Annotated in this window: 22 protein-coding genes, 1 tRNA gene and 1 pseudogene; 17 read left to right on the forward strand and 7 right to left on the reverse strand. The window is 67.7% G+C overall.

Features of this window, described 5'->3' with window-relative positions; all coding sequences use genetic code 11:
- The first annotated feature begins 7 nt into the window (after positions 1-7).
- A complete protein-coding gene (locus AC07UH_RS14090; protein WP_038665892.1) occupies positions 8-1,312 on the forward strand; it encodes a CitMHS family transporter in 1,305 nt (434 codons plus the stop codon).
- A 79-nt stretch (positions 1,313-1,391) separates the two neighbouring features.
- Entirely contained in the window at positions 1,392-2,051 is a 660-nt protein-coding gene (locus tag AC07UH_RS14095; protein ID WP_495181595.1) for an alpha/beta fold hydrolase, read from the forward strand.
- A gap of 82 nt (positions 2,052-2,133) precedes the next feature.
- Here the strand turns inward: AC07UH_RS14095 and AC07UH_RS14100 are convergent.
- A tRNA-Leu gene (locus tag AC07UH_RS14100) sits at positions 2,134-2,220 on the reverse strand.
- 109 nt (positions 2,221-2,329) lie between these two features.
- Here AC07UH_RS14100 and AC07UH_RS14105 point away from each other — a divergent pair.
- The 6 genes from AC07UH_RS14105 (at position 2,330) to gltB (ending at position 10,918) form a co-directional block, all read left to right on the forward strand.
- Positions 2,330-3,259: a complex I NDUFA9 subunit family protein gene (locus AC07UH_RS14105; RefSeq protein ID WP_495181594.1), complete on the forward strand. Its 930-nt coding sequence runs from the start codon at positions 2,330-2,332 to the stop codon at positions 3,257-3,259.
- A gap of 9 nt (positions 3,260-3,268) precedes the next feature.
- A complete protein-coding gene (locus tag AC07UH_RS14110; protein WP_495181593.1) occupies positions 3,269-4,066 on the forward strand; it encodes an undecaprenyl-diphosphate phosphatase in 798 nt (265 codons plus the stop codon).
- A 153-nt stretch (positions 4,067-4,219) separates the two neighbouring features.
- Positions 4,220-5,653, forward strand: coding sequence for an NAD(P)-dependent oxidoreductase (locus AC07UH_RS14115; RefSeq protein ID WP_495181592.1), 1,434 nt, complete (start codon positions 4,220-4,222; stop codon positions 5,651-5,653).
- Positions 5,611-5,952 carry a nucleotidyltransferase domain-containing protein gene (locus tag AC07UH_RS14120; protein ID WP_137899707.1) on the forward strand — a complete coding sequence of 114 codons (342 nt, stop codon included), beginning with the start codon at positions 5,611-5,613 and terminating at the stop codon, positions 5,950-5,952. The genes AC07UH_RS14115 and AC07UH_RS14120 overlap by 43 nt, the downstream gene beginning before the upstream one ends.
- Positions 5,949-6,419 (forward strand): hypothetical protein, encoded by a 471-nt coding sequence (locus tag AC07UH_RS14125; RefSeq protein WP_495181591.1) that lies wholly within the window; start codon positions 5,949-5,951, stop codon positions 6,417-6,419. The genes AC07UH_RS14120 and AC07UH_RS14125 overlap by 4 nt, the downstream gene beginning before the upstream one ends.
- Positions 6,416-10,918 carry a glutamate synthase large subunit gene (gene gltB / locus AC07UH_RS14130; protein WP_495181590.1) on the forward strand — a complete coding sequence of 1,501 codons (4,503 nt, stop codon included), beginning with the start codon at positions 6,416-6,418 and terminating at the stop codon, positions 10,916-10,918. The genes AC07UH_RS14125 and gltB overlap by 4 nt, the downstream gene beginning before the upstream one ends.
- 4 nt (positions 10,919-10,922) lie before the next feature.
- On the opposite strand, the gene AC07UH_RS14135 is transcribed toward gltB, so the two are convergent.
- A complete protein-coding gene (locus tag AC07UH_RS14135) occupies positions 10,923-11,309 on the reverse strand; it encodes a type II toxin-antitoxin system VapC family toxin (protein WP_137899704.1) in 387 nt (128 codons plus the stop codon).
- On the reverse strand, positions 11,306-11,557 hold the full coding sequence (locus AC07UH_RS14140; protein ID WP_495181589.1) for a type II toxin-antitoxin system VapB family antitoxin: 252 nt from the start codon (positions 11,555-11,557) through the stop codon (positions 11,306-11,308). The genes AC07UH_RS14135 and AC07UH_RS14140 overlap by 4 nt, the downstream gene beginning before the upstream one ends.
- Before the next feature lie 98 nt (positions 11,558-11,655).
- Between AC07UH_RS14140 and AC07UH_RS14145 the strand changes: the two genes are divergently transcribed.
- Positions 11,656-12,330: a glutathione S-transferase family protein gene (locus AC07UH_RS14145; protein WP_038665920.1), complete on the forward strand. Its 675-nt coding sequence runs from the start codon at positions 11,656-11,658 to the stop codon at positions 12,328-12,330.
- Positions 12,317-12,663 (forward strand): annotated as a pseudogene (locus AC07UH_RS14150) (tRNA-binding protein). The gene AC07UH_RS14145 and the pseudogene AC07UH_RS14150 overlap by 14 nt, the downstream one beginning before the upstream one ends.
- A 25-nt stretch (positions 12,664-12,688) precedes the next feature.
- Here the strand turns inward: AC07UH_RS14150 and AC07UH_RS14155 are convergent.
- Positions 12,689-13,117: a DUF1810 domain-containing protein gene (locus AC07UH_RS14155; protein ID WP_495181588.1), complete on the reverse strand. Its 429-nt coding sequence runs from the start codon at positions 13,115-13,117 to the stop codon at positions 12,689-12,691.
- A gap of 41 nt (positions 13,118-13,158) precedes the next feature.
- Here AC07UH_RS14155 and AC07UH_RS14160 point away from each other — a divergent pair, with 41 nt between their 5' ends.
- Together AC07UH_RS14160 and AC07UH_RS14165 are read left to right on the forward strand one after the other, a co-directional pair.
- Positions 13,159-13,665: a hypothetical protein gene (locus tag AC07UH_RS14160; RefSeq protein WP_495181587.1), complete on the forward strand. Its 507-nt coding sequence runs from the start codon at positions 13,159-13,161 to the stop codon at positions 13,663-13,665.
- A 3-nt stretch (positions 13,666-13,668) separates the two neighbouring features.
- Positions 13,669-14,289 (forward strand): YbhB/YbcL family Raf kinase inhibitor-like protein, encoded by a 621-nt coding sequence (locus tag AC07UH_RS14165; protein WP_495181586.1) that lies wholly within the window; start codon positions 13,669-13,671, stop codon positions 14,287-14,289.
- 280 nt (positions 14,290-14,569) lie between these two features.
- On the opposite strand, the gene AC07UH_RS14170 is transcribed toward AC07UH_RS14165, so the two are convergent.
- Together AC07UH_RS14170 and AC07UH_RS14175 are read right to left on the reverse strand one after the other, a co-directional pair.
- Positions 14,570-15,625 (reverse strand): GGDEF domain-containing protein, encoded by a 1,056-nt coding sequence (locus AC07UH_RS14170; RefSeq protein ID WP_038665936.1) that lies wholly within the window; start codon positions 15,623-15,625, stop codon positions 14,570-14,572.
- A gap of 62 nt (positions 15,626-15,687) precedes the next feature.
- Entirely contained in the window at positions 15,688-16,218 is a 531-nt protein-coding gene (locus AC07UH_RS14175; RefSeq protein WP_038665938.1) for a peroxiredoxin, read from the reverse strand.
- Between the two features lie 63 nt (positions 16,219-16,281).
- Here AC07UH_RS14175 and AC07UH_RS14180 point away from each other — a divergent pair, with 63 nt between their 5' ends.
- A complete protein-coding gene (locus tag AC07UH_RS14180; protein ID WP_495181585.1) occupies positions 16,282-17,097 on the forward strand; it encodes an inositol monophosphatase family protein in 816 nt (271 codons plus the stop codon).
- A gap of 120 nt (positions 17,098-17,217) precedes the next feature.
- Here AC07UH_RS14180 and AC07UH_RS14185 read toward each other — a convergent pair whose 3' ends face one another.
- Complete coding sequence (locus AC07UH_RS14185; protein WP_495193952.1) at positions 17,218-19,359, reverse strand: AsmA family protein; 2,142 nt, start codon at positions 19,357-19,359, stop codon at positions 17,218-17,220.
- Between the two features lie 162 nt (positions 19,360-19,521).
- On the opposite strand from AC07UH_RS14185, the gene rpmI reads away from it, so the two are divergent.
- The 4 genes from rpmI (at position 19,522) to pheS (ending at position 21,741) form a co-directional block, all read left to right on the forward strand.
- Positions 19,522-19,725, forward strand: coding sequence for a 50S ribosomal protein L35 (gene rpmI, locus AC07UH_RS14190; protein WP_017977259.1), 204 nt, complete (start codon positions 19,522-19,524; stop codon positions 19,723-19,725).
- Positions 19,726-19,737: 12 nt separating this feature from the next.
- Positions 19,738-20,103, forward strand: coding sequence for a 50S ribosomal protein L20 (gene rplT / locus AC07UH_RS14195; protein WP_038665948.1), 366 nt, complete (start codon positions 19,738-19,740; stop codon positions 20,101-20,103).
- A 232-nt stretch (positions 20,104-20,335) separates the two neighbouring features.
- Complete coding sequence (locus AC07UH_RS14200; protein WP_495181583.1) at positions 20,336-20,653, forward strand: GIY-YIG nuclease family protein; 318 nt, start codon at positions 20,336-20,338, stop codon at positions 20,651-20,653.
- On the forward strand, positions 20,650-21,741 hold the full coding sequence (gene pheS, locus AC07UH_RS14205) for a phenylalanine--tRNA ligase subunit alpha (protein WP_495181582.1): 1,092 nt from the start codon (positions 20,650-20,652) through the stop codon (positions 21,739-21,741). Before AC07UH_RS14200 ends, pheS begins: the two co-directional genes overlap by 4 nt.
- The last annotated feature ends 52 nt before the right edge of the window (positions 21,742-21,793 follow it).

Genomic DNA, 21,793 nt, shown 5'->3' on the forward strand with positions numbered 1-21,793 from the left:
CATGCCCATGGATCTGGCGCTGCTCGGCTTCCTGATGGTGGCCACCTTCATGACGCTCATCATGACCAAGCGGATGACCCCGCTGGTCGCGCTGATCGTCATCCCGACGATCTTCGGCGTGATCGCCGGCCAGGCGGCCGGGCTCGGCGACATGATGATCGACGGCATCAAGAATCTCGCGCCAACCGGCGTGATGCTGCTGTTCGCGATCCTGTTCTTCTCGACGATGACCGATACCGGCCTGTTCGATCCTTTGGTCGGCCGGTTGATCCGGCTGGTGCACGGCGATCCGACGCGCATCCTGCTCGGCACCGTCGTGCTGTGCGCGCTGGTCAGCCTCGATGGCGACGGCTCGACCACCTATATCATCACGATCGCCGCGCTGCTGCCGCTCTACAAGCGCTACGACATGAACCGGCTGTATCTGTGCTGCCTGTTGATGGCGACCAGCGGCATCATGAACCTCACCCCCTGGGGCGGCCCGACCGCGCGCGCGGCGAGTGCGCTCAAGCTCGATCCGGCGACGCTGTTCCTGCCGCTGATCCCCGGGATGATCGCCGGCCTCGCCAGCCTGCTCGCGCTGGCCGTGTGGTTCGGCCGCAAGGAGCGCGCCCGCATCGGTGCGGTGCAGGCACGCGAGGAGGCGGAGTTCACCGGCATGGCGGTGTCGCAATATCCCGAGGCGCGCCGGCCGAAACTGATCTGGTTCAACGGCCTGCTCGTCGTCACGCTGCTCACCCTGCTCGTCTGGGGGCTGCTGCCGCTGTCGGTGCTGATGATGATCGCCTTCGCGATCGCGATGATCGTCAACTATCCCGGCGTCGCCGAACAGAAGGAGCGGATCGCCGCACATGCCGGCAACGTGCTGTCGGTGGTGTCGCTGATCTTCGCGGCAGGCATCTTCACCGGTATCCTCGGCGGCACCGGCATGGTCGAGGCGATGAGCAAGGAAGTCGTCGGCATGATCCCGCCGGTGATGGGGCCGTATATGGCGCCGATCACCGCGTTGCTCAGCCTGCCCTTCACCTTCTTCATCTCCAACGACGCCTTCTATTTCGGCATGCTGCCGATCCTCGCCGAGGCGGGCGCGCATTACGGCGTCTCGCCGATGGCGATCGCGCGCGCCTCGCTGATGGGCCAGCCGGTGCATCTGCTCAGCCCGCTGGTGCCGTCGACGTATCTGCTCGTTAGCCTCGCCGGCGTCGACCTCGCCGACCACCAGCGGTTTACGCTGCTGCCCGCCGCGATGGTGTGCGCGGTGATGACACTGGTCGGGATGATCGCACTCGCCTTTCCGTTCGTCGCCGGGTGAACCGCGACGCCGCCTTGATCGCGCTGCGCTTCGCCGCGGCCTTGCTCACCTTCCGCCGCCCGCAACCCTCGGAGACCCCATGGACCGAACGCGCCTGCCCCTGATGCTGCTGCCCGCGATGGGCTGCGACGGGCGCCTGTGGGCGCGCCAGATCATGGACCTTGCTGATATCGCCGAGCCCGACTTCGGCGATCTGTCGCAGGATGCGACGATCGGCGCGATGGCGGCGCGGGTGCTCGCCGCGATGCCGCCGCGTGGCGCCGTCGCCGGGGTCAGCCTCGGCGGCTATGTCGCGCTGGAGATGGTGCGCCAGGCGCCCGACCGGATCACCCGCATCGCCTTGTTCGGCACCCGCGCCTCGATGGAGCCGCGCGCGCGCACCGTCGCCGACCAGGGCCTGATCGCCACCGCGCCGCATGCCGATCCGCAGCTCTCGGCGATCGTCAGCGGTCCGGCGCTGGCGATGGCGGAACGGCTCGGCCCGGCGGTCTTCGCGCGGCAGCAGGCGGCGCTGCTCGCCCGCCCCGACATCGCCGAGGCGATTCGAGCGATCCACGTGCCGACGCTGGTCGCGGTCGGCGACCGCGACCGGATCTGCACGCCCGACGACGCGCGTGCACTCGCCGAGGCGATTCCCGGCGCGCGTCTGCACGTGCTGCGCGGCTGCGGTCATCTCTCGCCGATGGAGCGGCCCGGCGAGGTGACGACGCTGCTGCGCCGCTGGCTGCGGGCGGGATAGGGGCGGGGTGGGCGCTGCGCGACCCGGCGTTCGTGCCGGTGCGCTGCGCTTTCCGGCCGCGGCGGATGCCGGGGTCGGAAAATGGTGCCCAGAAGAGGACTCGAACCTCCACGACCTTGCGATCGCCAGCACCTGAAGCTGGTGCGTCTACCAATTCCGCCATCTGGGCACGGGGTAGGCGGCGGCCTTTAGGGGGCGGTCGCCGCGCTTGTCAACACGGGTTTCGCCGGGCAAGGGGCGAAACATCAGCACAGCGACGAAAAAATGAGGCCCGGGCGATGAAAGACAAGCTGGTTACGATCTTCGGCGGCGGCGGATTCGTCGGCCGCTATGTGGTGCAGGCGCTGCTCCGCGGCGGCGCGCGGGTGCGCGTCGCCGAGCGCGATCCGCGGCATGCGTGGTTTCTCAAACCCTTGGGCGGTCTTGGCCAGACGCAGTTCGTCGCCGCCGACGTGACATTGCCCGAAACGGTCAGCCGCGCGGTGCAGGGCGCCGATGCGGTGATCAACATGGTCGGGCTGCTCGCCGGCGATTTCGAGCGCGTCCATGTCGGCGGTGCGCGCAACGTCGCCGAGGCCGCCGCGGCGGCCGGGGTCGCGACGCTGGTCCATATGTCGGCGATCGGCGCCGATTCGTCGGCGCCCTCGGCCTATGGCAGCAGCAAGGGCCGCGGCGAGGAGGCGGTCCGTGCCGCCTTCCCGAACGCCGCGATCATCCGCCCGTCGATCGTCTTCGGTCGCGAGGACCAGTTCATCAACCGCTTCGCCGGCATGATCGGCAAGGCCCCGGTGGTGCCGGTGCTGCGCGCGCCGGTGAAGTTCCAGCCGGTGTTCGCGGCCGATGTCGGCGATGCGATGGCGGCGGCGACCGAGGCACGCTTCGCCGGCCAGACGTTCGAGCTCGGCGGCCCCGACGTGATGACGATGGGCGAGATCATCCGCTGGATCGCCAGGACGATCGGCCGCAGCCCGTCGATCGTCGAACTGCCCGATGCGGCCGGCGCGCTGCTCGCCAGCCTGCCGTTCGCGCCGATCACCAAGGACCAGTGGCTGATGCTCCAGCGCGACAACGTCGTCGCGCCGGGGGCGTCGGGGCTGGAGGCGCTCGGCGTCGACCCGACCCCGCTGCAGGCGGTCGCGCCCGAATGGCTCGTTCGCTTCCGCCGCACCGGCCGGTTCGGTCGTCGCGCCGAAACCCTCGCCGCTTAAGGACGTTTCATGGACCTGCTCACCGTCATCCTCCTCGGCATCGTCGAGGGGGTCACCGAATTCCTGCCCGTCTCCTCGACCGGCCATCTGATCCTCGCCGGCACCCTGCTCGGCGTGCAGGACCAGGCGACCGCGACCTTCGACATCGTGATCCAATTGGGCGCGATCCTCGCAGTGATCGTCCTATACTGGCGGCGCTTCTGGGACGTGGCGGTGGGCCTCGTCGGCGGCCAGCCCAAATCCTGGGCGTTCGTGCGCAATATCGCGCTCGGCTTCCTGCCCGCCGCGGCGATCGGCGTACTCGTCTACAAGGCGGTCAAGGCGTTGCTCGAAAGCCCGACAGTGGTCGCGGTCGCGCTGATCGTCGGCGGCATCGCGATCCTCGTGATCGAGCGGCTGGTGAAACAGGCGCGGATCGAATCGGTCGAGGCGATGCCGTGGAGCACCGCGCTCGGCGTCGGCGTCGTCCAGTGTCTCGCGATGATCCCGGGCGTCAGCCGGTCGGGAGCGACGATCATGGGCGCGCTCAGCCTCGGCGTCGATCGGCGCGCGGCGGCGGAATTCTCCTTCTTCCTCGCCATCCCGACCATGCTCGCGGCCTCGGGCTACGACCTGCTCAAATCGGGCGCGACCCTGGGGCAGGGCGAGTGGCTCAGCATCGCGATCGGCTTCGTCGTCTCGTTCGTCGTCGCTTTGGTGGTGATCCGCTGGTTCGTCGGCATCGTCAGCCGTCACGGTTTTGCACCGTTCGCTTGGTATCGGATCGTCATCGGCGCGGTGGCTCTGGTCGCCCTTCAACTGCGATAGGTCCGCATCGACACCAATTTTGCGATTGCCGGGCCAGTCCATCCTGCAAAGGGGTCGTTACGGCGCTATATTAGGCCATTAGTGCTGACGTATCGGTCAATTTATGCGTGACACAGCGCTTCTTCCTGCGTAGCGACGCGGGAAGGAGGCCCCATGGCGCACGATTCCATGCTCAAGTTCGTCGGCCGTCAGCAGGCCTATCCCGCGAAGCGGGCACCCCAGGCGCGTGCCGAGGACTTCGCCGAGATCGCCGCGCGCTATGCAGCGCCGGCGGCGGAGGATCAGGCGGGGCGCTGCTCGCAATGCGGCGTGCCTTATTGCTCGGTGCACTGTCCGCTGCACAACCACATCCCCGACTGGCTCCGGCTGACCGCCGAGGGGCGGCTGCGCGAGGCGTACGAGCTATCGAACAGCACCTCGACCATGCCCGAGATCTGCGGCCGCATCTGCCCGCAGGACCGTTTGTGCGAGGGCAATTGCGTGATCGAATTCACCGGCCATGGCGCGGTGACGATCGGCTCGGTCGAGAAGTTCATCACCGACACCGCCTGGGAAGAGGGTTGGGTCGAGCCGCTGGTGCCGGGGCCGGCGCGCGGGCAGTCGGTGGCGGTGATCGGCGCCGGTCCGGCCGGACTGACCGCGGCGGAATATCTGCGCGGCCATGGCTATGAAGTCCATGTCTACGACCGGCACGATCGCGCCGGCGGGCTGCTGACCTATGGCATCCCCGGCTTCAAGCTCGAGAAGCCTGTCGTCATGCGCCGGGTCGACCGGCTCAAGGCGGGCGGCATCGTCTTTCACGAAGGCTTCGGCGTCGGCGAACAGGCGAGCCTCGACGATCTGCGCCGCGAGCATGACGCGGTGCTGATCGCGACCGGCGTCTACAAGGCGCGCGCGCTCGACGTCGCGGGCGGTGACGACGGCCGCGTGGTGGCGGCGCTCGATTTCCTGATCGCGTCGAACCGCAAGGGCTTCGGCGATGCGGTGCCGGCGTTCGACGAGGGCGGGCTCGATGCGGCGGGCAAGCACGTCGTCGTGATCGGTGGCGGCGATACCGCGATGGACTGCGTCCGCACCGCGATCCGCCAGGGCGCGGCGTCGGTGAAATGCCTCTATCGCCGCGATCGCAAGAACATGCCGGGCAGCCAGCGCGAGGTCACCAACGCCGAGGAGGAGGGCGCCGAATTCGTCTGGCTCTCCGCCCCGGCGGCGTTCGACAGCGACGGCACGGTGCGCGCGCGCAAGATGCGTCTGGGCGCGCCCGATGCGAGCGGTCGCCGCGCGCCGGAAGCCGATCCGAGCGGCGACTTCACGCTGAAGGCCGATCTGGTCATCAAGGCGCTGGGCTTCGACGCCGAGGACCTGCCGGCGCTGTTCGGCGCGCCTGAACTCGGTGTCAGCCGCTGGGGGACGGTGCTGGTCGACGGCAAGACGCTGATGACCAGCCTCGACGGCGTGTTCGCGGCGGGCGACATCGTGCGCGGGGCGTCGCTGGTGGTCTGGGCGATCCGCGACGGCCGCGACGTGGCGGCGACGATGCACAAATGGCTCAAGGCGAAGGCAAAGGCGGGAAAGGTCGCGGCGTGAGACTAAAGCAGCGCGATATCGACGCGATCCGTCTGGCGGCGCGCACGACGTTCGGCGATACCGCGTCCGTCAGCCTGTTTGGCAGCCGCCTGCGCGACGATCTGCGGGGAGGCGACATCGACCTGTTGATCGAAGCCGATCCCAGCGTCGAGGCGGAGTGGCGGAGGGTCGGTGCCTTTCGCGACCTGCTGTTCCGGCATATCGACGAGCAGAAGGTCGATGTCGTCCTGATCGAGCGGGGCCGCGCGCCATCGGCCTTCGCCCGCCTCGTCCAGCCCCAGGCGAGGCCGTTGCCATGACGACCGAGGATCTGATCAAGGCGGCAGCCGCGCGTTGCGACCGGATCATCGCCGGGTTCGATGACCTTCGGCCGATCCTGACCCCGGTGCTGCCGATCATTGGCGACGATCCGTCGCAACTGCCGCTGATCGAACGGATCGCCAGCATCGCGCTGCTGAAACGGTACGAGCAGCTACAGGATATGTTGGGCCGCCTCTTTCGAGCGTACCTGACTTGGGAGCTGGAAGATGTCCGGGCGATGACCCGGCGCGATCAGGCCAATCAGCTTGAAAAGCTGGGTATTGTCGAGGACGCCGACGATTGGATCGGTGCGGCCGAACTGCGCAACCGGTTGGTTCACGAATATCCCATCGACGAAGCCGAGCAGGTTGATCGGGTAAACGACACCTGGACTGCTTCGTCCGGCCTTATCCAGGCTTATGTCACTTTGCGAGCGAGGCTCGCCGAACAGGGTCTCATACCATGACTGACCAGCGCGCCTATCTCGCCGAACACGGCATGTACCGTCCCGACAGCGAGGGCGATGCCTGCGGCGTTGGCCTCGTCGCCGCCACCGACGGGCGTGCGTCGCGGCGCGTCGTCCAGTCGGCGGTCGATGCGCTGAAGGCGGTGTGGCACCGCGGCGCGGTCGATGCCGACGGCAAGACCGGGGACGGCGCCGGCATCCATATCGACCTGCCGCACCGCTTCTTCGACGATGCGGTCGTCGCGAGCGGCCACAAGGTGCTGCCCAACCGGCTCGCGGTCGGCATGATCTTCCTGCCGCGCACCGATCTCGGCGCGCAGGAGAATTGCCGCACGATCGTCGAGAGCGCGATCATTGAGGCGGGCTATACGATTTACGGCTGGCGGCAGGTGCCGGTCGACGTGTCGGTGATCGGCCTCAAGGCGCAGACGACGCGGCCCGAGATCGAGCAGATCATGATCGCCGGCCCGTTGCCCGACGACGTCTCCGCCGCCGAGTTCGAGAAGAACCTGTATCTCGTCCGCCGCCGCATCGAGAAGCGCGTCATCGCCGCGCAGATCCAGGGCTTCTACGTCTGCTCGCTGTCGTGCCGGTCGATCGTCTACAAGGGGCTGTTCCTCGCCGAGAGCCTGTCGGTCTTCTATCCCGATCTGCAGGATCAGCGCTTCGAATCGCGCGTCGCGATCTTCCATCAGCGCTATTCGACCAACACCTTCCCGCAATGGTGGCTGGCGCAGCCGTTCCGCTGCCTCGCGCACAATGGCGAGATCAACACGATCCGCGGCAACAAGAACTGGATGCTCAGCCACGAGATCCGCATGGCGAGCCTCGCGTTCGGCGACAATTCCGAGGACATCAAGCCGGTGATCCCGGCGGGCGCATCCGACACCGCCGCGCTCGACGCGGTGTTCGAGGCGATCTGCCGCTCGGGCCGCGACGCGCCGACCGCCAAGCTGATGCTCGTCCCCGAGGCGACCGGCGCAGACACGCCGCCCGATCACGCCGCGATGTATAACTATCTCGCCTCGGTGATGGAGCCGTGGGACGGCCCCGCCGCGCTGGCGATGACCGACGGCCGCTGGGCGGTGGCGGGCGTCGACCGCAACGCGCTGCGGCCGCTGCGCTATACGCAGACCTCGGACGGGCTGCTGATCGTCGGCTCGGAGACCGGCATGGTCGTTGTCCCCGAATCGACCGTCGTCGCCAAGGGCCGGCTCGGGCCGGGCCAGATGATCGCGGTCGACCTCGACGCAGGCCGGGTGCTCGGCGACCGCGAGGTCAAGGACCGGATCGCCGCGGAGCACGATTATCCCGCGATGATCGGCGAATTCCACACGCTCGACGACCTTCCCGAGGTCGCCGAGGCGATGGTCCGTTTCGATCGGCCCGCGCTCGCGCGGCGGCAGGTCGCCGCCGGCCAGACGCTGGAGGATATGGAGCTGATCCTGTCGCCGATGGTCGAGACCGCGAAGGAGGCGATCGGCTCGATGGGCGACGATACCCCGCTCGCCGTCATCAGCGACAAGCCGCGTCTCATCAGCCAGTTCTTCCGCCAGAATTTCAGCCAGGTCACCAACCCGCCGATCGATCCGCTGCGCGAGCGCTACGTCATGTCGCTGCGCACCCGGTTCGGCAATCTCGCCAATATCCTCGACACCGAGGATCAGCGCGACCGCGTGCTGGTGCTCGATTCGCCGGTGCTCACCGGCCAGCATTGGGCGCGGCTGAAGGCGCATTTCGCGCGCACCGCGACCGAGATCGACTGCACCTTCGACGCCGAGGGCGGCCCCGAAAAGCTGCGCGCCGCGATCCAGCGCATCCGCAACGAGGCGGAGCAGGCGGTGCGGCAGGGCAAGAGCGAGCTGTTTCTCACCGACGAGCACGTCTCCGAAGATCGGATCGCGATCGCCGGCGTGCTGGCGGCGGCGGCGGTGCACACGCATCTCGTCCGCCGGGGCCTGCGCTCCTATGCCTCGATCAACGTCCGCTCGGCGGAATGTCTCGACACGCATTATTACGCGGTGCTGATCGGCGTCGGCGCGACGACGGTGAACGCCTATCTCGCCGAGGCGGCGATCGTTGACCGGCAGGCGCGCGGCCTGTTCGGCGACTTGTCCTTGGACGAATGCCTCAAGCGCCATCGCCATGCGATCGAGGAGGGGCTGCTCAAGATCATGAGCAAGATGGGGATCGCGGTGATCTCCTCCTATCGCGGCGGCTATAATTTCGAGGCGGTCGGCCTCTCGCGCAGCCTCGTCAATGACCTGTTCCCCGGCATGCCCGCCAAGATTTCGGGCGAGGGCTATAATTCGCTGCACCACAGCGCACTCGTCCGCCACGAACTGGCCTGGGACGAGGGCGTGGCGAAGTTGCCGATCGGCGGCTTCTACCGCCAGCGCCACACCGGCGAGACTCACGCCTATTCGGCGCAGCTCATGCATCTGTTGCAGACCGCGGTGTCGACCGACAGCTATACCAGCTATCTGCAGTTCAGCCGCGGCGTCGCCGATCTGCCGCCGGTCTATCTGCGCGACCTGCTCCAGTTCAATTTCCCGAGCGAAGGCGTGCCGGTCGATCAGGTCGAGGCGATCACCGAGATCCGCAAGCGCTTCGTCACCCCGGGCATGTCGCTGGGCGCGCTCAGCCCCGAGGCGCACGAGACGCTGGCGATCGCGATGAACCGCATCGGCGCCAAGGCGGTGTCGGGCGAGGGCGGCGAGGATACCAAGCGCTTCAAGCCCTATGAGAATGGCGACAACGCCAATTCGACGATCAAGCAGATCGCGAGCGGCCGGTTCGGCGTCACCGCCGAATATCTCAACGCCTGCGAGGAGATCGAGATCAAGGTCGCGCAGGGCGCCAAGCCCGGCGAGGGCGGCCAGCTGCCCGGGTTCAAGGTCACCGAGTTCATCGCCAAGCTACGCCATGCGACGCCGGGCGTGACGCTGATCTCGCCGCCGCCACACCACGACATCTATTCGATCGAGGATCTCGCGCAGCTCATCTACGATCTCAAGCAGATCAATCCGCGCGCGCGGATCTGCGTCAAGCTCGTCAGCTCATCGGGGATCGGCACCGTCGCCGCCGGCGTCGCCAAGGCGCATGCAGACGTCATCCTGATCGCCGGCCATGTCGGCGGCACCGGTGCCTCGCCCCAGACCAGCGTCAAATATGCCGGCACGCCGTGGGAGATGGGCCTCAGCGAGGTCAACCAGGTGCTGACCCTCAACGGCCTGCGCGGCCGGGTGCGGCTGCGCACCGACGGCGGGCTCAAGACCGGGCGCGACATCGTCATCGCCGCGATCCTCGGCGCCGAGGAATATGGTATCGGCACGCTCAGCCTCGTCGCGATGGGCTGCATCATGGTGCGCCAGTGCCATAGCAACACCTGCCCGGTCGGCGTCTGCACGCAGGATCAGGCGTTGCGCGACAAGTTCGTCGGCACGCCCGAGAAGGTCATCAACCTGATGACCTTCATCGCCGAGGAGGTGCGCGACATCCTCGCCCGGCTCGGCGTCAGGAGCCTCGACGAGGTGATCGGCCGCACCGAATTCCTGCGGCAGGTCAGCCGCGGCGCCGAGCATCTTGACGACCTCGACCTCAACCCGATCCTCGCCAAGGTCGATGCGACCGACGCAGAGCGCCGCTTCTCGCTGTCGACCTTCCGCAACGAGGTGCCGGACAGTCTCGACGCGCAGATCATCAAGGATGCCGCGGCGGTGTTCAGCCGCGGCGAGAAGATGCAGCTCACCTATTCGGTGCGCAACACGCATCGCGCGGTCGGCACGCGGCTGTCGAGCGAGGTCACCCGCCGTTTCGGGATGAGCAAGCTCGCCGACGGCCATGTCACCGTCCGGCTGCGCGGGAGCGCCGGGCAGAGCCTCGGGGCCTTCATGTGCAAGGGCATCACGCTCGAAGTGTTCGGCGACGCCAACGATTATGTCGGAAAGGGCCTTTCGGGCGGCATCATCGTGCTCCGCCCCGCGGTATCCTCGCCATTGGCGAGTCAGGACAATACGATCCTCGGCAACACCGTGCTCTATGGCGCGACCTCGGGAACGTTGCTCGCCGCGGGGCAGGCGGGCGAGCGGTTCGCGGTGCGCAATTCGGGCGCGACCGTGGTGGTCGAGGGCTGCGGCGCCAACGGCTGCGAATATATGACCGGCGGCGTCGCGGTGCTGCTCGGCCGCGTCGGGCAGAATTTCGGCGCGGGCATGACTGGCGGCATGGCCTTCGTCTACGATCCCGACGGCGAGTTCGCGCAGCGCGCCAATCCGGAGAATATCGTCTGGCAGCGGCTCGCCTCGGCGCATTGGGAGGGCGTGCTGCGCGACCTCGTCGAGCGGCATGCCAATGCGACGGACAGCAAATGGTCGAAGGGTCTGCTCGCCGACTGGGAGCGGATCGCCGGCGATTTCTGGCAGGTCGTGCCGAAGGAGATGCTGTCGCGGCAGACCTATCCGCTGGACGATTCGGTGGAGCTGGTCGCGGCGGAGTGACGGATCAGAGCGCGGACCGGATATCGGTCCGCGCGAAATCCTCGCCTTTGTAGAGCAACGGCGCGTCGAGCGCCTTGGCGATCGCATAGACCATGCAGTCGCCGAAATTCAGCCGGGCCGGCCGGCCGCCGAAGCGCTGCAGTGCGTCGACCGCAATGGGAAGATGAGCTTCCGTCCATGGCACGACCTGAATGGAAGGCGCCGCGAGCAATGTATCTGCCCGTAACATATAGTCGGCCCCGAACCGGCGATACAGGACCGACCGTAGCTCCAGGATCGTCGGTGCAGATACGATGATCGTGGCGCTGTCCCTCAATGCCTCGGCGTAAACCATCGCATCCGGTTCGTTGAGGATGATCGCAGCGAAAGCGGATGTGTCCGCGACGATCATTGAGGAAGGCCATTCTCGTCGTATAGGATCTCGCGATAGGGACGCGGATCGAGAACCGGCGCTGCCTCGAACGCGGCCTGCACTTCATGGACTCGTCGCATGAAGTCTTCCTTGCGCTCTTGTTCGCGATCGCGGGCCAGTTCATTGCCCACGGCCAATCCGATCGCATCGGTCAGCGACAACCCGCGACTGGCCGCCAGTTGTCGGATCGCCCGTTCGTGGCCGTCATGCTTGATGTTGATGCCCATCGGACCGCTTTCTAGAAAACGTGACGTCTGATTTATAGAAACGATGGGCCAAACGCAACGGCTTCACCTGCGGTGTAGGAATGCCCTACAGGGGCCGTATGTGGCAGCTTTACCAATTCCCGCTTTGTCCGTTCAGCCGCAAGGTGCGCCTGCTGCTCGGCGAGAAGGGCATCGGCTATGAGCTGGTGCGCGAATCGCCGTGGGACCGGCGCGACGAGTTCATGGACATGAACCCCGCCGGCGAAACGCCGGTGATGGTCGACGCGTCCCGCCCCGGTGCGCCGCTGATCGATTCGATGGCGATCTGCGAATATTTTGAGGAGACGGTCGACAAGGCGGCGACGATCAACGGCACCGCCGCCAATCGCGCCGAGATCCGCCGGCTGGTCAGCTGGTTCGACACGCATTTCTATCGCGACGTCACCGGGCCGCTGCTCCACGAGCGCGTCGTCAAGCGGCTCGCGCACCGCGCCGCGCCCGATGCCAAGGGGCTGCGCGAGGCGATGAAGGCGGCGGTCAGCCATCTCGACTACACCGATTATCTGCTCGATCACCGCAACTGGCTGGGCGGCGCGACCCTGAGCCTCGCCGATCTCGCCGCGGCGGCGCAGATCTCGGTCGCCGACTATCTCGGCGGCATCGACTGGAAGGGCCACGACCAGACCGCGCGCTGGTATCGCGGCTTCAAGAGCAGGCCGAGCTTCCGGCCGTTGCTGTCGGAGCGGATGGAGATGATCGGACCACCGGCGCATTACGACAATGTCGACTTCTGAGCCGATCGCCTTCGCCGATTTCGAACGGGTTGACATCCGCGTCGGCACGATCGTCGCCGCCGAGCCCTTTCCGGAGGCGCGCAAGCCGGCGATCAAGCTGCGCATCGATTTCGGCGACGCGATCGGGGTGAAGAAATCCTCGGCGCAGATCACCGACCATTACACGCCCGAGGCGCTCGTCGGCAGGCAGGTCGCGGCGGTGGTCAATTTCCCGCCGCGCCAGATCGGCCCGTTCATGTCCGAGGTGCTGACGCTCGGCTTCCCCGATGCGGACGGCAAGGTGGTGCTGATCGGCCGAGCCTCGCAGTCCCGAACGGCGGCAAGCTGTTCTGACCGGCGCGTGGTGCTCGCGCGCGCCTCACGCACCGCCGTCCCGCGCCAGCAAGTCCAGCGTCGCCGGATCGCGCTCGCCGCCGTAGAAGCGTGTCAGCGCCGCCTCGAACGGCGCGGGATCGTCCGCGACCGCGGCGAACAGCGTCAGCGACGAGCGCAGCTTGAGCGAGTCGATCTCGCCGAAGATCGCGATGGCGGTGCCGGGTGCGGTGGTCACCGTCTGCGTCGCCTCGATCAGCCGCGGGCCGAGCAGCGGATGCGCAAGATAGGCGCGCGCCTCCGCCGCGTCGCGGATCGCGTAGAAACGCGCGGTCTCGCTGCGCCCGAGGCCGGCGATCTGCGGTAAGATGAACCACATCCAGTGGCTGGTCTTGCGGCCGCGGCGCAATTCGGCGAGCGCCTGATCGTGGACGAGCGCCTGGGCGGAGAGGAAACGGTCGAGAGCTTGCGTCATATCGCAGGCAACCGCCGGGGCGCTTGCCGCGTTCCACGACAATGCGCGCTCTCTGCCTTGCTCCGCTCCTGCTGCTCGCCGCCTGCGGCAGTGGCCAAAAGTCCAACGGTGCGGACAATGCCGCGGCACGCTTCGTGCCGCCGGCGACGCAGCCGCCCAAGCCACTGCCGGGGCAGGAGCACAGCAATCCGATCACCGCCTATGTCGGCAAATATCCGGGCGATACGGTCGCCGGGGTCGGCTTCTACGACCGGACCGAGGTGTCGCGCGCGCTGATCGATGCGATCGGCGACGACACGTTGCGCCATCGCTTCACCTCGCACGACGCGGTCAGCGTGCCGATCTTCCAGACCAAGGACGGGCGCATCGCCGCGCATGGCTGCGAAGCGCACAATTGCGACGGCAAGGACTGGACCTTCCTCGTCGCCCCCGACGGGACGCGCGGCGAGGCCTGTTACCACGATGGCGAGACGATGGGCGCGACCAGCCGCTGGTATGCCGCCGGCAGTCCGCCGAAATCCCGTCCCGGCGATTGCCCCCAGGAGTAAGCGATGCTCGAACATGTTCCTGCCTGGCTCGGCCAGGCGCTGAGCGGCGTCCGCGCCGGCGCCGACAAGCTGGCGATCGCCCGGCCCGAACTCGGCACGGCGTTTCCCGCACTCGATCTCACCAGCCCGGCGTTCGCCGATGGCGCGCGATTGCCCGACCGGTTCACCGCGGATGGCGAGGGCGTATCGCCGCCGCTGACCTGGGGCGCCGCGCCGGCGGGCACCGCGCTGTTCGCGCTGCTGGTCGAGGATGCCGATGCGCCGGCGCCGCAGCCGCTCGTCCATGCGGTGATATGGGGGATCGCCGCGGATGCTGGGCGCCTCGAAGAGGGCGCGATCGTCGGCGATGGTGCCGGATCGCCCGACCGCGATGTCGGGCGCAATTCCTACCTGCGCGAGGGCTGGTTGCCGCCCGATCCGCCGACCGGCCACGGTGCGCATCGCTACGTCTTCCAGCTGTTCGCGCTCGGCCCGGATGTCGGGGCGCCGGGCGAGACGCCGGGTCGCACCGCGATTATCGAGGCGATGGCGGGGCATGTGCTCGCCGCCGGGGTGTTGACCGCAACCTATGGTCGCGGCGAGGCGGCGGCGGTCGGCCCGGTCGGGGCCGCCGCGCCCGCCTGAATCATCATGCGATCGGCGTGACCGGCACCGCGGCGCTGATTGCGACGGCGGCGAAGGCGAGGGCAGCGACGACCGAGAAAGCGGTGCGCTGGGCGAGTTCGAGGCGGAGAAACATGGTGTTGGTCCCTTTGCTGATCGGGGCGAACCGTTCGCCGCCGATGCCAGGGACTTTGCAGCCATCGTGCCAGAACCGAAAAACGGCTGATTTCTGCCGAATACTGTAGTGAGGTGCGATGCGCTTGGGAAATCCCGCCAGCCGCATCTGCAGTTTACGCCAAGATCAGGCGGCGCAGACCCGGTCGCGGCCTTCGGCCTTGGCCGTGTAGAGCAGGCGGTCGGCGCGATCGAAGGCATCGGTGAGCGTCTCACCGGCATGGACCGCGGTCACGCCGATCGACACCGTCACCTGCCCCAGCGGACGGTCGCTCTCGCGCAGGCGGAAGCGCTTCACCGAGATCGCGTCGCGCACGTCGTCGAGCCGCGCCGCCGCATCCGCCAGCGCGACGCCGTGCAGCAGAACCGCAAATTCCTCGCCGCCGTGCCTGACGACGAGATGATCGCCGCACGCATCGGCGAGCGTCCGCGCCACCGCGCTGAGTACGCGGTCGCCGATCGGATGGCCGTGGACGTCGTTGATCCGCTTGAACCGGTCGATGTCGCACACCGCGAGGCAGAAGGGGCCGTCATGCTCGCGCCGTACCGCGAACGCCTCGTCGAACGCGCGGCGGTTGGGCAGGCCGGTCAGCGGATCGCGCCGCGCGGTGTCGTTCGCCTCCGCCAGCTTGGCGCGCAATGCCTCGGCCTCGTCGGTCGCCTTGGCCAGCCGCATCTCCGCCTCGCGGATGCGCGTCAGCATCGCGCCGGTGATCCGGGCGATCTCGTCCAGCCCCGCGGCGGCGGGGATGGCCGGCGTATTGTGGCGGATCGCCGCCGCGCTCTGCGCAAGATCGCGACCGAAGCCGCGCGTCTCGTCCTGCATCTCGCGCATCATCGTCGCGAAACCGTCGACCTGCGCCTGCGTCTTCGCCACCAAAACGGCGGCATCGTCGTCACGTGCATCGGGTTCGCCCTGCCGCCTGTCGGCCTGCGACTCGACGGCGGCGCCGCCGGTGCTCACCGTCCCGCCCAGCGCTTCGATATCGGTGCGGCTGAGCCGGATGCCGCCGTCGGTCAGCCGGCGCACCGCCTGGGCGATGGCGCCATGCGGATCGGCGATGACGTCATAGGCGAAGCTGTAATGCGTCGGTTCCGGCGACAGGCCGTGATCCGCCAGGAAGTGGCCGATCTGCCCGAACAGATCGACCTTTCCGTCCTTCCTCGCTGCAATCCCGCGCATGCCCCACCCTTCGTTCGCAAGCACTTATAAATACTATTACTTAGCGTAGGGTTTCGAAAAGATCAGGAATGGTGAAGCTTGCGCACCGCGGCGAGCGTCAGCGCCACGTGCTGCGCCGGGTTCATGTCGTCGTGGACGAACGCGACGCGGCCGTCGGATGCGATGACGTAGCTGGTCCGCTTGGTCAGCGCGCGCCCGCCGCCGTTGAGCGCGACGTCATAGCCCTTGATGACGTTCGGCCCGGCGCTGGCGACCGCGAACTTGCCCGCGCATTTCTCCGCAGAGAAGCGCTGGAGCGTCGGTACGTCGTCCGCCGACATGCCGATCACCGTCGCGCCTGCCTTCTGGAAGTCGGGAATCGCCTCGGCGAAGGCATGCGCCTCGGCATTGCAGCCGCCGGTGAACGCCGCCGGGAAGAAATACAGCACCACCGGCCCCTTCTTGAGCTGCTGTGCCAGGTCGACCCCGACCACCTGCCCGGCGACCGCCCCGCGGGTGGAGAAGGTCGGCGCCTTGGCACCGACCGGCAGCCCGGCGAGCGCGGGGGTGGCGATCAGGGCGACGGCGGCAATGGCGGCGGGGAACAGGCGCATGGGATATCCTCTCGACTTTCGTGCACTCTAGCGTGGCGCGGGGCGGCGCGATAGGGCTGGCCCATGCCGATCACCGCCGCCGATATCCAGCTCGCCAGCCGCCTCGCCGACGCCGCTGGCGACGCGATCCGTCCCTACTTCCGCGCCGAGCATGGCGTCGAATTCAAGGACGATCATTCCCCCGTCACCCGTGCCGACCGCGAGGCGGAGGCGGCGATGCGCAAATTGCTCGATGCCGAGGCGGCGGGCGACGGCGTGATCGGCGAGGAATATGGCGAGAAGACCGGCGTGACGGGGCGGCAATGGGTGCTCGACCCCATCGACGGCACGCGCAGCTTCACCGTCGGTCGCGCGATCTTCGGCACGCTGATCGCGTTGGTCGAGGACGGCTGGCCGCTGCTCGGCATCATCGACCAGCCGGTGCAGCGCGAACGCTGGCTCGGCGTCGCCGGCCGCCCGACGACGTTCAACGGCCGGCCGACGCGCACGCGGACCTGTCCGCAGCTCGAAGGCGCGGTGCTCGCCACCACCAGCCCGCATCTGTTCGCCGAGGACGACGTTCCGCATTACATGGCGCTCGTCGCCGCCGCCTCGGGCGGCCATACGCGGCAGGGGCCGGTCTATGGCGGCGACTGCTACAATTACGGGCTGCTGGCGAGCGGGCAGCTCGACATCGTCGTCGAATCGGGGCTGCAATTGTACGATTTCGCCGCGCTGGTGCCGGTGGTCGAGGGCGCGGGCGGGCGCATGTGCGACTGGAACGGCGACCCGCTGACCTCGGCGAGCGCCGGCCACGTCCTCGCGATCGGCGATCCGGCGCGCACCGACGACGTGCTCGAGGCGATCCGCACGACCGCGGGGCATGACCACGGTCATTGAGGGAATCCCATACCCCACTCCGTCATCCCCGCGCAGGCGGGGATCCATACACGCTGACGTAGCGGCTTAAAGGGGGACCCGCGCGTCTGGATCCCCGCCTACGCGGGGATGACAATGGGGTCAGAAAATCCCCAGAAACTTCTTTCGCTGGCTCTTCTTCTCGCCGTTCGTCTTCTTGCCGTCCTCGTCCTTCGCCGTCGTGCCGTGGCCGACGTCGTCGCGCGGTTGCCCCTTCGTAGTCCGCTGCGCCTGCGCCGTCGCGCCAGACAGCACCGGCCCGCACGCCGCCGACTTGGCATCGCCGACGTCGACGAACGCCAGCACCCCCGCCAGCGGCGTCGCGACCAGCGCGAGCCCCAGCCCCGCGCCCGCGCGCCCGAGCAACTGGTCGCTGATGACATTGAGCTTCGGTGCCGCGAAATAGCCGCCGACGCCGACCGGCGACTGGCCCGAGAACAGGCTGAACTTCTTGCCGTCCGCACGGAAGGCGAGATCGACCGCCTCGGTCCTGAAGCTGAACCCGCCGCGGCCGACGATGACGTTCTTTGTCGTGTCGATCAGGATCGGGTCCGCCGCGGCGACGCCGTTGCGCACGGTGAAGCCGATCAGCCCGCAATTCACCTCGACCGGCTTCTTCAGCTTGTCCTCGAACATCTTCTGCACGAACGTGCCGAGATCGAGCTCGGCGAGCTGGACGTTGCGTGTCCACAATTGGCCCTGCGGCATGACGAAGGCGATCCGCCCTCGCGCGGTGCCGAGCGAATCGTGGATCGAATCGCCGCGCCCCTCGAGCTGGATGCGTCCCTTGATCGTCCCCGTCGTCCCCGCCTCGGCGACGCCATAGCCGGCGAGCAATTTGCCCATCGGCGTCGGCGACAGGCGGATGTCATAGGTGTCGCGCGCCGGCCGCTGGCGCGTGTCGAACACCACGTCGGCGGCGACGTTGCCGCGCGCCATCGCCATCGTCAGCGGCGACAGCGCCAGCCGGCCGCGCTCGAGATCGAGCGTCATGTCGATGTCGCTGATCGGCAGGTTGCGCGAGCGCACCCGCGCGATCGTCCATTTCAGATCGGCGTCGAAGCGCTGCATCGTCGCGATCGGCAGCGCCGCCTCAGGCAGGATGCGCTGCGGCGCGGCACCGGTGGCGCGCGCGGCGGCGAGCGCGCCCTTGGTCGCGACGATATCGGGATTGTAGCCGATGAACGGCGCGGCATCGATGATGTCGAGCGTCTTGGTCGATAGCTGCGAATCGAGATGCAGCCGCTCGCCGTTGGTGATCTTGAGCGTGCCGGCGACGTCGCTTGCCCCGACCACGCCGCTCATGCGGGTGAAATTATAGACCTGCCCCTGCTGCACCAGTTGTGCCTTGAGCCGGTAGGTGCGCGTATTGGGAATGGCGACGCCGATGATGCCGAGCAGTTCGGACAGGTTGCGGCCGCGCGCGCGTGTCTGCAACGGCACGCCTTCGATCGCCGCGATCGACGGCAAGGTACCCGAGACGTCCAGCACGTTGTGCGCCGCCCACGCCCGCATCACGAGCTCGTTGCGACCGCGGTTGACTGTCGCGTCGGGAGCGAGCAGCCGCGCAGTGACGCGGAACGGCGTGCCGCGCACCAGTCCGTCGCCCTCGACGCCGACCGCGCGGCCGATCCGCGCATCGGTCGAGCGGATATCGTCGACCTTGAGGTCGGCGAGCAACTGCATGCGCGGGTCGCGATAGCGCACGCTCGTGCCGCGCACCGTCGCGGTGTCGATGCGCGGGAAGTCGAGCGGCTTGCCGCCCTTCTTGTCGCTGAACGTCCAGGTGTTGGCGGTATGCGCGCGGTTCCATTCGAGATCGACCGCGCCGTCGGTGAGGTCGAGCCAGTAGAAATGCCGCTTGCCCCACAACAGCGACAGCGGCGCGATCCGCGTGTCGATGCGCGCCGCCTGGAACAGATAGGGCCGCGTCGCCCAGTCCGGATTGGCGATCGTCATCTGCTCGGCGACGAACTTGATGCGGAACGGCGCGAAATAGAGCTGGAAATCGCCCGCGACGCGCACCGGCCGGTGCGTCTGGCCGCCGACGAATCGCTCGAACGGATGGCGCAGGAAACGGCCCTTGGTGATATAGAGCACCAGCCAGATCGCGACGATCAGCCCGACCAGCGCCAGCGCCACGTTGCGGACGATCCGCCAGACGCGGCGGCGCCGCGGAGCGACCGCAGCGGGAGGGGGCGGCGGCGCGGCAGCCGGTTCCGGAGCGGGGGGCGGCATATCCATCGCCGCCTGAATCGCGCCAGCGCTCGTTCCGGTTCCGCATCGGTTGCGTTTCCTCGCGGGGTCGGCTAGGGGCCCCGCTTCCCGAGCGAGGCGCTACAGGACTGCCCGGCCATCAAGGGCTGCCGCGGCGGTTCATGCCATGCTCACAGCGAAAGGACCAAAATGCCCAAGCTCAAGACCAAGAGTGGCGTCAAGAAGCGCTTCAAGCTGACCGCCAGCGGCCTGCTGAAGCACGGCGTCGCCGGCAAGCGCCACCGCCTGATCAGCCACAACAGCAAGTACATCCGCCAGAACCGCGGCACCAAGGTGCTGTCGAAGGCCGACACCGCGACGGTGAAGGCCTGGGCGCCGTACGGCCTCAAGTAAGGACATCAGGACATGGCACGCGTCAAACGTGGTGTAACCACCCGCGCCAAGCACAAGAGGATTCTTGAGCAGGCCAAGGGCTATTACGGCCGCCGCAAGAACACCATCCGTATCGCCCGTCAGGCCGTCGAAAAGGCCGGGCAGTACGCCTATCGCGACCGCAAGGTCAAAAAGCGGACCTTCCGCGGCCTGTGGATCCAGCGCATCAACGCCGGCGTCCGCGCCGAGGGTCTGACCTATTCGCAGTTCATGCACGGCCTCAAGCTCGCCGGCGTCCAGCTCGACCGCAAGGTCCTGGCCGACATCGCGATGCACGAGAGCGCCGCATTCAGCGCGATCATCGCCCAGGCGAAGGCCGCGCTGCCGCAGGCCGCGTAAGCGCCTGTTGCTTTGCGAGAATCGGGGCGCCGGTGGGACACCACCGGCGCCCTTTTTCGTTTTCGGGCCATTCGCTCTCCCAATTGTCATCCCCGCGTAGCCGGGGATCCATAAACGCTGACGTCGATGCTGGAGGCGCAACACCTGCGCGTCTGGATCCCCGCCTCCGCGGGGATGACAATGATGGGGCGGGGAACAGAAGGCTCCCTTCTTGCGGGAAGGAGAAAAGCGGATGGAATGGCAGCCCTGCGTCTACATCCTCGCCAGTCGCCTACACGGCACGCTCTACGTCGGCGTCACCTCGAACCTGATCGGACGGCTGATCCAGCATCGTGAAGGATTGATCCCGGGGTTCACCTCCCGCTACGGCGTGCATCGTCTGGTCTGGTACGATGTGGCGGACACGATGGAAGCTGCTATCCATCGCGAGAAGCAGCTCAAGCGATGGAACCGCGACTGGAAGCTGCGGCTCATCGAAGAGCATAATCCCGACTGGGATGATCTGGCGCTCGGCCTCGGCCTGCCGCCTGTGAAAGAGAGCGATACGTGACCGAAGACCTCGATACCCTGCGCAACCATCTGCTGACCGCGATTCCCGCCGCGGCGAGCGCCGACGCGCTCGAAGCGCTCCGCGTCGAGGCGCTCGGCAAGCAGGGCAGCGTCTCGCAACTGCTCAAGACGCTCGGCAAGATGAGCCCCGAGCAGCGGCAGACGGAAGGACCGCGGATCAATGGCCTGCGCGAGGCCGTCGCCGAGGCGATCGCCACCCGCAAGGCGAGCCTCGACCGCGCCGCGCTCGACGCGCGGCTTGCCGGCGAGACGCTCGACATGACGCTGCCCGCCGAGCCGCCGCTCGCCGGCACCGTCCATCCGGTCAGCCAGGTGATGGACGAACTTGCCGAAATCTTTGCCGACCTCGGCTTCGCGGTCGCCACCGGGCCGGAGATCGAGGACGACTGGCACAATTTCACCGCGCTCAACATTCCCGAGACGCATCCGGCACGCGCGATGCACGACACCTTCTACTTCCCCGACGGCGACGCGGGCGAGAAGCGGATGCTGCTGCGCACGCATACCTCGCCGGTGCAGATCCGCACGATGCTGCAACAGCAGCCGCCGATCCGCATCATTGCGCCCGGCCGCACCTATCGCTCGGACAGCGACGCGACGCACACGCCGATGTTCCATCAGGTCGAGGGGCTGGTGATCGACAAGGGGATCACGCTCGGCCATCTCAAATGGACGCTGGAGACCTTCCTCAAGGCGTTCTTCGAGCGCGACGATATCGTCCTGCGCCTGCGCCCGAGCTATTTCCCCTTCACCGAACCCTCGGCGGAGGTCGACGTCGGCTATACGATCGAGAAGGGCAAGCGCGTCATCGGCGGTTCTGGCGGCGGCTGGATGGAGGTGCTCGGCTCCGGCATGGTCCACCCCAAGGTGATCGCGTCGTGCGGGCTCGATCCCGAGGAATGGCAGGGCTTCGCCTTCGGCTGCGGCATCGACCGGCTGGCGATGCTCAAATACGGCATGGACGACCTGCGGCCGTTCTTCGACGGCGATATCCGCTGGCTGAAACATTACGGCTTCTCGGCGCTCGACGTGCCGACGCTGTCGGGCGGTGTCGGCGCAGGCGCGTGACGCCGTCCCCGATCGGATGCGCATGATGGCGGATGCAGGGGGTCGGTACGAA

The organism is Sphingomonas sp. GW821-FHT04B01 (assembly GCF_059420425.1).

What these genes read in the sequence shown, in the direction of transcription:
- AC07UH_RS14090 (WP_038665892.1), top strand. Translation starts at nt 8, where the DNA reads ATGGATCTGGCGCTGCTCGGCTTCCTGATGGTGGCCACCTTCATGACG.
- AC07UH_RS14095 (WP_495181595.1), top strand. Translation starts at nt 1,392, where the DNA reads ATGGACCGAACGCGCCTGCCCCTGATGCTGCTGCCCGCGATGGGCTGC.
- AC07UH_RS14105 (WP_495181594.1), top strand. Translation starts at nt 2,330, where the DNA reads ATGAAAGACAAGCTGGTTACGATCTTCGGCGGCGGCGGATTCGTCGGC.
- AC07UH_RS14110 (WP_495181593.1), top strand. Translation starts at nt 3,269, where the DNA reads ATGGACCTGCTCACCGTCATCCTCCTCGGCATCGTCGAGGGGGTCACC.
- AC07UH_RS14115 (WP_495181592.1), top strand. Translation starts at nt 4,220, where the DNA reads ATGGCGCACGATTCCATGCTCAAGTTCGTCGGCCGTCAGCAGGCCTAT.
- AC07UH_RS14120 (WP_137899707.1), top strand. Translation starts at nt 5,611, where the DNA reads ATGGCTCAAGGCGAAGGCAAAGGCGGGAAAGGTCGCGGCGTGAGACTA.
- AC07UH_RS14125 (WP_495181591.1), top strand. Translation starts at nt 5,949, where the DNA reads ATGACGACCGAGGATCTGATCAAGGCGGCAGCCGCGCGTTGCGACCGG.
- gltB (WP_495181590.1), top strand. Translation starts at nt 6,416, where the DNA reads ATGACTGACCAGCGCGCCTATCTCGCCGAACACGGCATGTACCGTCCC.
- AC07UH_RS14135 (WP_137899704.1), bottom strand. Translation starts at nt 11,309, where the DNA reads ATGATCGTCGCGGACACATCCGCTTTCGCTGCGATCATCCTCAACGAA.
- AC07UH_RS14140 (WP_495181589.1), bottom strand. Translation starts at nt 11,557, where the DNA reads ATGGGCATCAACATCAAGCATGACGGCCACGAACGGGCGATCCGACAA.
- AC07UH_RS14145 (WP_038665920.1), top strand. Translation starts at nt 11,656, where the DNA reads ATGTGGCAGCTTTACCAATTCCCGCTTTGTCCGTTCAGCCGCAAGGTG.
- AC07UH_RS14155 (WP_495181588.1), bottom strand. Translation starts at nt 13,117, where the DNA reads ATGACGCAAGCTCTCGACCGTTTCCTCTCCGCCCAGGCGCTCGTCCAC.
- AC07UH_RS14160 (WP_495181587.1), top strand. Translation starts at nt 13,159, where the DNA reads ATGCGCGCTCTCTGCCTTGCTCCGCTCCTGCTGCTCGCCGCCTGCGGC.
- AC07UH_RS14165 (WP_495181586.1), top strand. Translation starts at nt 13,669, where the DNA reads ATGCTCGAACATGTTCCTGCCTGGCTCGGCCAGGCGCTGAGCGGCGTC.
- AC07UH_RS14170 (WP_038665936.1), bottom strand. Translation starts at nt 15,625, where the DNA reads ATGCGCGGGATTGCAGCGAGGAAGGACGGAAAGGTCGATCTGTTCGGG.
- AC07UH_RS14175 (WP_038665938.1), bottom strand. Translation starts at nt 16,218, where the DNA reads ATGCGCCTGTTCCCCGCCGCCATTGCCGCCGTCGCCCTGATCGCCACC.
- AC07UH_RS14180 (WP_495181585.1), top strand. Translation starts at nt 16,282, where the DNA reads ATGCCGATCACCGCCGCCGATATCCAGCTCGCCAGCCGCCTCGCCGAC.
- AC07UH_RS14185 (WP_495193952.1), bottom strand. Translation starts at nt 19,359, where the DNA reads ATGGATATGCCGCCCCCCGCTCCGGAACCGGCTGCCGCGCCGCCGCCC.
- rpmI (WP_017977259.1), top strand. Translation starts at nt 19,522, where the DNA reads ATGCCCAAGCTCAAGACCAAGAGTGGCGTCAAGAAGCGCTTCAAGCTG.
- rplT (WP_038665948.1), top strand. Translation starts at nt 19,738, where the DNA reads ATGGCACGCGTCAAACGTGGTGTAACCACCCGCGCCAAGCACAAGAGG.
- AC07UH_RS14200 (WP_495181583.1), top strand. Translation starts at nt 20,336, where the DNA reads ATGGAATGGCAGCCCTGCGTCTACATCCTCGCCAGTCGCCTACACGGC.